Origin of the sequence: Streptomyces lushanensis, assembly GCF_001700515.1 — a bacterium.
GTDB classification, from domain to species: Bacteria; Actinomycetota; Actinomycetes; order Streptomycetales; family Streptomycetaceae; genus Streptomyces; species Streptomyces lushanensis.
Window position 1 is genome coordinate 1 of the sequence record NZ_MAUD01000364.1, and the last position, 9280, is coordinate 9280.

A 9280-nucleotide genomic window follows, 5' to 3' on the forward strand; every position below is an offset into this window, starting at 1 on the left:
GCGGGTGGCGGGTGGGGGGGGGATGGGCTGCTCGGCGGGGGATGCGGCGGGTGGGGTGGGGTGGCGGTGGGAGGGGGTAGGGTGTACGGCGTTGGGGTTGCGGGGCGGGGAGGGGGAGGCACTGATGCGGCCTGTGCGGGGTGGACACGCGAGACCGGTGAGATCCAGGACGGTGGTCCGGGTCTTGGGGGGCATGACGACGGCAGGGGTGGTGCTCGCCGGGTCGCTGCTGTCCGTGCCCGGGGTGAGCGCGGCGGCGGAGCGGCCCGTGATCGGCACCGTCGAGCACACCGTGGACACGGCGGGCGCCGCGGAACTCGCCACGGGGGAGCGGCTGGAGCTGGCCGACGGCAAGAACGTGGGTGTTGTCCCGCGGGAGGGCCGGAGCGCGGGACGGTACGCCATCACCTCCATGGACGGCGCCCTCAGCGTCCGTCCCGTGGACCAGCGGCGGCCCGTGGCCACGACGGAGGTCGCCGTGGGCCCGGCGGCACGGGCGTTCTCGCCCATGACGCTCGCCGCGCCGAACGCCACGTACCCGGTGAAGTTCACGATCACGAACGCCAATGTCACCACCAAGTTGGTCAGCCTCTGGAACAGCAAGACCTGGACTCCCATCGAGGTGCAGAACGAGGATTTCGGCCCGAACGCCGGCGCCAAGCTGTCGCCCGGGAGCTATTTCGCCGTCGCCCTGCACAGCGACTGGGCCCGGCCCAGCTATCTGCTCGCCCGCACTTTCACCGTGACCAATTCGGGTCTGACGGTGACCTTCGACGAGCGTCTGGCCAAGGAGACGGCCATCAGGACCGATGACACCACCGTCGCCCGCGAGGCGTCGGCGGTGTGGATCTCGGTGCCCGGCGGCGGTCTGGCGGGATTCGCGGGCAGAGGCCGTGACAAGGTCTACACGACGCCCTTCTCGGTCGCCGGGGCCTCCCTGCGCGTCCACGAGATCCTGACCAGGAAGGGCTCGTCGGCGTCCGCCCCCAGCCCCGTCCGTTACGACCTGACCCACTCGTTCCAGGGCGCTCCGTCCTCTCCCGTCGCCACCGTGCGTACGGCGAGCCTCGCGAGGACCACCACCCCGATCCGCGCCCAGGGCGTCCGGATACCGGCCGTCCTGGAGACGGTGCCCGGCCTGGGCGAGTGGACCGGTGTCTACATCGGCGGCTGGGTGAAGACCGCGACGACGACCACCGAGTACGTCACCCCGGGGATCCGCTACTCCCGTCTGCTCGGCTACGGCTCCCAGCGTCTCTCCCTGCCCGATCGCACGCTGGCCGCCGGCACCTCCAGCGGCTCCTCGGTGGGCGTGGCACCCTTCGGTCCCCCTCCCGGGACGGGCGGCTCCACCCGCCGCGCCACGACGATCAGCCTGTACGAGCCGTCGACCGCGAGCGACGCGGTGGGCAACAGCGGCGTCGACGACCGGGCGAAGGCGTCCTTCCGGCTCACCTCCGGCGGCCGGACCCTCGCGTCGGCCGACGGCCTGTCACCGTTCGACCAGCTGTCCGCACCCGTCCCGAGCGGCACCGGCTCCTACGCGCTGGAGCACACCGTCACCCGCAGGGTCGGCCACTCCCGGCTGTCCACACTGGTCCGCGGCGAATGGGCCTTCACCTCTCCGGGCACGAGCACGTCCCGGGCGCTGCCCCTGATCGACACCGCCTTCACCGTCTCGGGGCTCGACGCCCGCAACGCGGCGGGCGCCGCCCCGGTGACCGTGGGCGTCACGGCCACCACCCGCGCCTCCGAGGCGGCGGAGACGGTCACCGCCCTCGAATACTCGACGGACGACGGCGCCACCTGGCTGGGTCTCCCGCTCACCACCACGGGCACGGGCGCCCAGGGCTCCGCGCCCCTCGGCGTCCCCGCCACCGCGCGGTTCGTCTCGCTGCGCGCCACGGCGGTGAACGACGAGGGCGGCAGCGTCCGGCGCACCCTGATACGGGCCTTCGCCGGAGCCACGGCCAAGGGCGACGAGCAGGCCGGTACGACGAAGATCTCGAACCTGGTGGTCAACGGGGGCAAGCCCGTCGTCCTCACCAACGAGGCGCTCCAGAGCTTCACGGCGACGTTCACGGCCACCGACCCGGCGGGTGTGGCCGAGGGGGATCTCTACCTGTATCACGGCCCCTACGGCGAGCCCGACGGTGTTCTCTTCGGCTCCTGGCCCGCGACCTGCACCGAGCGGACCGCCACCACCTCGGTCTGCGAGGCGACGTTCGCGTACATCGAGCCGCGCACCGGACTCGGCCGTAACGCCCTCGCGGGCACCTGGACCGCCGCCGCCTGGGCCTGGTCCAAGGACGGCAAGAGCCACACCGACCTGACCGCCGCGCGTGCCGTGCCGGTGCAGCGCCACTCCCGTCTGACGGTCGATGCCACGCCCGAGCCGGTGAAGAAGAACGCGACCCTGACGGTCACCGGCGCCCTGACCGGCGCCGACTGGCAGTCCGACACGGGCGCCTACGCCGGGCTCGGCGGCCAGTCGGTGAAGCTTCAGTTCCGCAAGAAGGACAGCAGCACCTACACCACGGTCAAGACGGTCACGTCGTCGTCCACCGGCGCCCTCAGGACCACCGTCAAGGCCACGGCCGACGGCTACTGGCGCTACTACTTCCCCGGCACGACGGCCGCCCCGCCCGCCTCGGTCACCGGCGACCACGTCGACGTGCGATAGCGCTCGCCCGGGAGCGCGGAGCGATCGCGGGGGCCGAGGAACGCGCCGTGGTCAGGCGCGGGCCTCGGCCCTTCGTACCGCGGGGGCGATGGCCCGTTCCACGCTGAGGCGGCCTTCGCCCGGGTCGCCCAGGCGCAGGGTCATCGTGCGGACGACGGCGTGGAAGAAGAGGGCGGGGCCGCACGGCGTCCACTCGTCCCTGCGCGCCGGGTCGAGCAGGAAGTCCAGCACCGCGTCCGGCTCGGCGGGCACGAAGTGGAACTCGCTGTGCTCCCACTTGTCGTCCACACCACGGCTCCAGCGCTCGCGCAGTTCCTCCTCGCTCAGAGCGGGCAGCACGGCCAGGAAGCAGGCCGCCCACTGATGGCGGTCGGTGTCCATGGCGAAGGAGAGCAGTTCCATCGTGCACTCGTCGTCCGCGTGGACGGCGAGTTCCTCGCGCAGCGCCCGGTGGGCGGCGCCGAAGAGGTCGGGGACACCGTCCTTCAGATCGTGCGCCCCAGAAAGGCCCTCGTTCGCCGAGGAGTTCCAGCGTCCGGCGTTCCCGCCGACCGTGGCGCTGCGCCGGGAGAACAGCATCCGGTTGTCCTTGCCGGTCACCACGGCCACGTTCGCGCCGAAGCTGCTGGAGAGGAAGCCGTTGACGGTGACCGGGTCCTTGCCCGCGAGATAGTGCTCGCGGAGTGTGTGCCCGGCGCCCTCGCCCTCCTCCAGCCTGCGGTCCAGCTGCTGCGAGGCGAGGAAGGTGAAGTAGTCCGTGGGCGAGAAGCGGATCTCGACGACCGGGTCCTCGCGGTCGTCGGTGCGGGTCACCGCCACCGTCTCGACGGCGAACCGCGGGTGGTTCCAGCGCCGGTCGGCGCCCTGGACCGCGCGGGTCCGCTGGTCGTCCTCGATCTCCTGGCGCCAGCGCCGTACGTCCTCGGGCACGAAGACGGGCTCGTCGGCGTCGAAGTAGATCCTCAGATTCTTCTCGCTGATGGGCCGCGTCCCGTCGCCCTCGTAGATGTGGCAGACGGTGCGCATCGGCCCGATCCGGAAGTGGTCGCGGTACGACAAGATATGTCCTTCTCCCCGTTCAACACGCTGGTTCCACAGGACAGTTGCACAGGCCCGGACATGGCGGCAACATCCATGAGCAGGGCCAGGGGAGGCGCGTGTGGGGACCGCGGGGGAGCACGGCGAGGCATTCGTGGTGTGCGTCGACGAGTACGACCACGAGGCCGGGGCGCGGCTGGCGCCCGCCCGCCGGGCCGCCGAGGACTTCCGGGTACTGGCGCGCGGTCTCGGCTTCACGGCCGATGTGCCCGTGATCTCGGGAACCAAGCACGAGATCGACGACGGCCTGGGCCGGATCGAGATGTCCACCGCCCAGCGCAAGCTCGTCTACTGGGTCGGGCACGGAGTGAAGATCGGCGCGAACACGGTGGTCCTGCCCTGCCGCGACTACCGCCACGGCGGCCGGCGAGGGCTGTTCTCCGCGCACGAGATCGGGCTGTTCCTCACGGGTCTGACCGGCGATGTCGTGCTGATCGTCGACACCTGCCATGCCACGGACTTCGCCCGGGAGGCGCAGTCGCTGTGCGAGGACAAGGAGGAGAGGTACAGCGGCATTCCTCTCGGCCCCGACGGCCCCGCCGGGCCCGGCCGCGGTATCGGCTGCCTCGGCACCGTCGGCGGTGACGCCCTCGCACAGGTCGGCCAGTGGCTCACCGCCCTGAAGACGGTCTGCGGATCGCCCGATTTCACCTATCGCGGCCAGTACGTGTGGAACAGGCACGCGAAGGCGGTGAGCGCCGAGATGCTGTCGAACGCCGTCCACCAGGCACTCCGCGAGACCAGCGTCGAACCGTGGTTCAAGGGCGGCGGGCGGCTGGAGGGCTTCTTCGTCAACCGCCACTTCGATCCCTTCGCCCGTCCCGCCTCGGCCACCGCGCCCGAGCGCCGCGACGCGCTTCTCGACGAACAGATCCAGCACCTGCTCAAGAGCAGGTTCACCGGCCTGCGGCTGGAGGAGGAGGACGCCGCCTTCGTCGGCCGGCGGCACTCCCTGGCACGTATCACCCACTGGCTCTCCTCCCCGGGCCGCAGCGGTGTCATGGTCGTCACCGGCGCGCCGGGCAGCGGCAAGTCGGCGCTGCTGGCACAGACCGCGCTGATGACGGTCCGGTCCACTCCCCAGTACGAGGAGCTGACGCCCGATCAGCGCGGTCTGCTGGAGGGGGCGCTGGTCGCGGGCATCCAGTGCCGTGGCCGCAGCGCCCTGGAGTGCGCCCGCGAGCTGGCCGCGGGACTGGACGTCAAGGAACCGGGCACGGGGTGGACGGACGCGCCCGAGGCGGTCCGGGCCGTCGTCGAGGCGTGCCGGCGGCGGGGCGAGGCCGCGTTCCTGGTCGACGGGCTCGACGAGGCGGGGCCCGCCCATGTCGATGCCGTGATCGCCGATGTCCTGCGTCCGCTCGCCCAGGAACCGTCCGTGCGGATTCTCGTCGGCACCCGGCCCACGATCAGCGGCAGTCTGCTGATGCTCGACGGCGCGGCCCATGTCGACCTCGACAAGGACCCGGACAAGGACCGCGACATCGCCGAGTACGTACGGGAGCGGCTCGGCGCGCCCGGCTGCCCCTACGCCGACAGCCCCGGGCCGCGCGAGGCCGCCACGCGCGTCCTGGTGGAGCAGAGCCAGGGCGTCTTCCTGGTGGCGCAGCTCCACTGCGCGGCCCTCGCCCGCCTGGAGCGGGCCCTGTCACCGGGCGACGAGGCGTTCCGGCGGCTGCTGATGTCCGGTCTTGAGGAGGCCCTGGACCGGGAGGTGACCGAGCTGGACCGGGTCGCCGTGGCGGCCCTGGTACCGGGAGTACGGGCGGACTCGGGCTGGGCGCGCGGGCTGCTGCTGCCGCTGGCGCTGTCGTACGGCGCGGGCCTGCCGCTGGACAGCGGTATCTGGCCGGCCGCCGCCCAGGAGCTGGCGCGTCTGCGCGGCCAGGACGTCCGGTACACGCCCGACGATCTGCGCGCGGTGCTGCGGGTGGCGGGCGCGCACATCGTGGAACACGGCGAGGGCGGGCAGCCGGTGTACCGGCTCGGGCACGAGGCCATGGCCGAGCATCTGGTGGAGAGCGCGGGAGCGGTGCGTGAACTGCACGGAGCGATGACGGACGTCCTCCTGCGTATCCACCGCACCCACCACCGGGGCCGCGGCGGCACCAATCCGTACATCGCGCGTTACGCCACCGCCCACGCCGCGGCGGCCGAGCGGCTGGACGAGCTGGTCGTGGACGGCGAGTTCCTCGTCAACGCGGATCCCGAGCGGCTGATCGTCCTGCTGGACCGCCCCCGTGACGGAGCCGTCGCCGAGGCGACGCTGTACCGCGGGGTCGCGGAGGAGCTGACCGGCAAGAGCCCGGCGGAGCGGGCCGCGCTCCTCCAGGCCACCGCGCTGTGCCAGCGGCCGGAGCTGCGCGCCTGGGCGCGGGCGGCCGGCTCGCTGCCGTGGCAGGACCGGTGGACCACGGCGGAACGCTCGGCGCCGACGCGTACGCTGCGCGTTCCCTACGGCGATGTACGGGCGGTCGCGGTCGGTCCTCCGGCCGGTCCCCCGGCCGGCACTCCGGGCGGCCCCGGTGACGGATCCCGGGACGGCACCGGCGCCGGATCCCGGGACGGCACCGGCGCCGGTGAACTGCTGGCCGCCGGTGAGCAGTTGTGGCGCTGGCCGCTGCCGGGCGGCAAGCCCGAGATCCTGCGCCGCTACGTCCCGGCCGAGAGCCGCCTCGGCCCCAACCGGCTGCACGCCCTCGCCGCGGCCCCCCGGAGGCTGTCGGTCGCCGCGGTGGCCGCCGACGCCGAGCGTGTGCTGATCTGGCCCGACGACAGCGACCACAGCCCACGCGAGTTCGGCTGGGGCGCGCCCGTCGGCGATGTCGCCGTGGGCGGCCGGGGCCATACCGAGATCGTGGCCGCGACGAGCGGCAGGACCGTCGCCGTGTGGGAGTGCCTGGACGGCCGCCCGCGCCATCGCGGCTTCTGGGAGTGGCCGCACCACGGCCGGGTGTACGGCGTGGCGGTCGCCGAGCTGGACGAGGCTCTGGACGGCGGGCCGGACGGCGGGCTGTACGTCGTCGCGGCGGGCGACGGCGGAGCGGTCGTCTGGGACGCGCGCACCGGCGAGCGGATGCTCTCCTTCGGCGGGGACGGCGGGCGCGCCGAGGCCCTCGCGGTCACCGCCCCCGGCTGGGACCCGCATGTCGCGATCGTCGGATCCACCCGGCCGCAGTTACGGGTGTGGCGCGTGACGGGCGGAGCGCGCCCGCGCGCCGAGCGGGTCCTGGCGGCCGGTCTGCGCAGCCCGTCGGGTTCGTCGGTCGCGCTCGGGCGGAGCGCCGGGGACCTGCTGGTGTCGGCCGTCGACGGCGGGACCGTACGGCTGTGGCGGGTGGGCGACGACGTCGAACTCCCGGCCCTGACCGGGCACCGGTCCCGTCCGACGTCGCTCGCGTTCCTGCCCGACGACACGGGATGTGTGGTCGTGGCGGACGGACCGCGGATCAGGGTGTGGGAGCAGACGTCCGCCGCCGTACGCACCGGGACCGCCGGGGCGCGGCGCGGGCTGCCGAGCCCCGGCAGCGAGCATGTCGGCGCCATGACCGCCACGGCGAGGGGCGGGGGCGCGGTGGTGCTCGCCGCCGGGGACACCGCGCGGCTCTGGGACCTGACGGGACGTCATCTCCATGACGAGACCGGTCTGTCGCACATCTCCTCGGTGGATCTGCGCACCGCGCCCGACGGGGCCGGCTGGCTCGCCGTGGGCGGCAGGCACCGCGAGCACGGACCGTGTGTACGCGTCAGGAGACTGCCGGACGGGACGGAGGTGACCCTGCGCCTGGATCCGCTGCGCGACGGCACCGTGGGCGCGGTGGCCCTGACCACCGGCGCGGGCGCGGTCCGTGTGCTCGCCGCGGACGACCGCTACGTACGCCGCTGGGACGTCGGCACGGGACAGCAGCTCACGGCCTGCCATGTGACGACCGGGAAGGTCGAGCATCTCGCGGTCGCCGAGGCGGCCGGCGCCGCGCCGTTCCTGCTCGCCACCGCCGGGAACTCGGTGTGGGCGTGGGAGGACGCCGAGCCCGGTACGCCGCTGCGCCTGCGGCTGCCCGGAGGGGGCCCGGCGCGCGCCGTGGCGGGAGCGCACGACGCCCACGGGGGCCGCCGTATCGCCGTCGCGACCTCCACCGGAGTCTTCACCGGATCGCTGGACGAGCCGCCCGGCGAGGACGGCCGGCGGATTCTGCGTCCGCTCTCCGAGACCGTGACGGATGTGCATTCACTGGCGTTCCGCGCGACGGCGTCGGGGCAGCTCGTCGTCCTCGCGGCCTGCCGTGCGCGGATCGTCCACGAATGGGTGATCCACGAGCGGGCCGTCGGCGAGCGGGCCGTTCATGAGCGGGCCGTGGACCGGCCGGCGAAGGACCGGGCCGTCACCGACCGGGGCTACGAGGTGTACGGAGTGCTGGCGGCGCCCGACGGGCCGGGGCTGCTCGTGGCCGCGGTGGGGCTCGAACGGATGGATCTGCTGCGGCTCGACGAGCGCCGTGGCTGACGGCCCGGCAGGCGCGGTACGGGCGCGTCGCGCGGTTACGGCTCGCACGGCTCGCACGGCACGTAGGACGGCACCCACGGCTCGACACGGCACGACCCGAAGAAGCGAGGAGAGAGAGCGGACATGGCGCACGACCTGGTGGTCTTCGTCCCCGGTGTGCTGGGCAGCGTGCTGCGCGGGCGGGACGGGAGAGACGTGTGGAATCTGGCGCCCGGTGTCGCCGGCCGTGTCCTGTTCGGCATGGAGAGCTACTTCGAGCAGCTGACACTGCCGCCCGGAGCCGGGCACGAGGCGCCCGAGGGCCCCGCCGCCCTGGTGCCCGCCGGTCTGCTGCGGGAGCCCCGCGTCTGGCCGGGCCTGATGCCGCACATCGCGTACAAGAAGCTCGCCGCTCATCTGGACGGGCTGGTCGAAGGCCGGGTGGCGGTCTTCCCGTACGACTGGCGGCTGTCGAACCGGTACTCCGCGCACCGGCTCCAGGTCTTCGTGGAGCGGGAGCTCGGGCGCTGGCGGGAGAGGCGCGGGGCCCTCGGCGACGCCGGGGAGCCGAAGGTCGTCTTCGTCTGCCACTCCATGGGCGGGCTGGTCACGCGGTACTACCTGGAGGTGCTGGGCGGACGCGAGGTGGCCCGCTCGGTGGTGACGCTGGGCACTCCCTATGCCGGCGCGGTCAAGGCCGTACAGGCCCTGACCGGCACCTTCCCTGAGGGAAAGCTGCCGAGGGTCCCCGGGCGCCTGCGCGCACGGCTGGTCACCGCCGCGCGCAGCATGCCGTCGGTGCACCAGCTGCTGCCCACCTACCGGTGTGTGTCGGACCATCCGGACGGCACCCGGCTCGACACGGTCTCCGTGCCCGATCTGGACTCCGCCATGGTGAGGGAGGCGTTCGCCTTCCGCCGGGAGCTGGACGAGCACACCCGCAAGAACGCGGAGGCCGACCGGGCGGCCGGCCGGAGCGAGGCGTATCAGCTCTTCCCGGTCGGCCTCCGCGTTCT

Annotated in this window: 4 protein-coding genes; 3 read left to right on the forward strand and 1 reads right to left on the reverse strand. The window is 73.5% G+C overall.

What is annotated here, in order from left to right; genetic code table 11:
* Positions 1–193: 193 nt before the first annotated feature.
* On the forward strand, positions 194–2683 hold the full coding sequence (locus tag BFF77_RS34795; protein ID WP_141698531.1) for a hypothetical protein: 2490 nt from the start codon (positions 194–196) through the stop codon (positions 2681–2683).
* A 51-nt stretch (positions 2684–2734) separates the two neighbouring features.
* Here BFF77_RS34795 and BFF77_RS26145 read toward each other — a convergent pair whose 3' ends face one another.
* A complete protein-coding gene (locus tag BFF77_RS26145; protein ID WP_245703716.1) occupies positions 2735–3742 on the reverse strand; it encodes a translation initiation factor 2 in 1008 nt (335 codons plus the stop codon).
* A 100-nt stretch (positions 3743–3842) separates the two neighbouring features.
* Between BFF77_RS26145 and BFF77_RS35960 the strand changes: the two genes are divergently transcribed.
* Together BFF77_RS35960 and BFF77_RS26155 are read left to right on the forward strand one after the other, a co-directional pair.
* On the forward strand, positions 3843–8285 hold the full coding sequence (locus BFF77_RS35960; protein ID WP_169922730.1) for an AAA family ATPase: 4443 nt from the start codon (positions 3843–3845) through the stop codon (positions 8283–8285).
* Between the two features lie 123 nt (positions 8286–8408).
* A partial coding sequence (locus BFF77_RS26155; protein WP_425424431.1) for an esterase/lipase family protein occupies positions 8409–9280 on the forward strand: 872 nt, incomplete at its 3' end.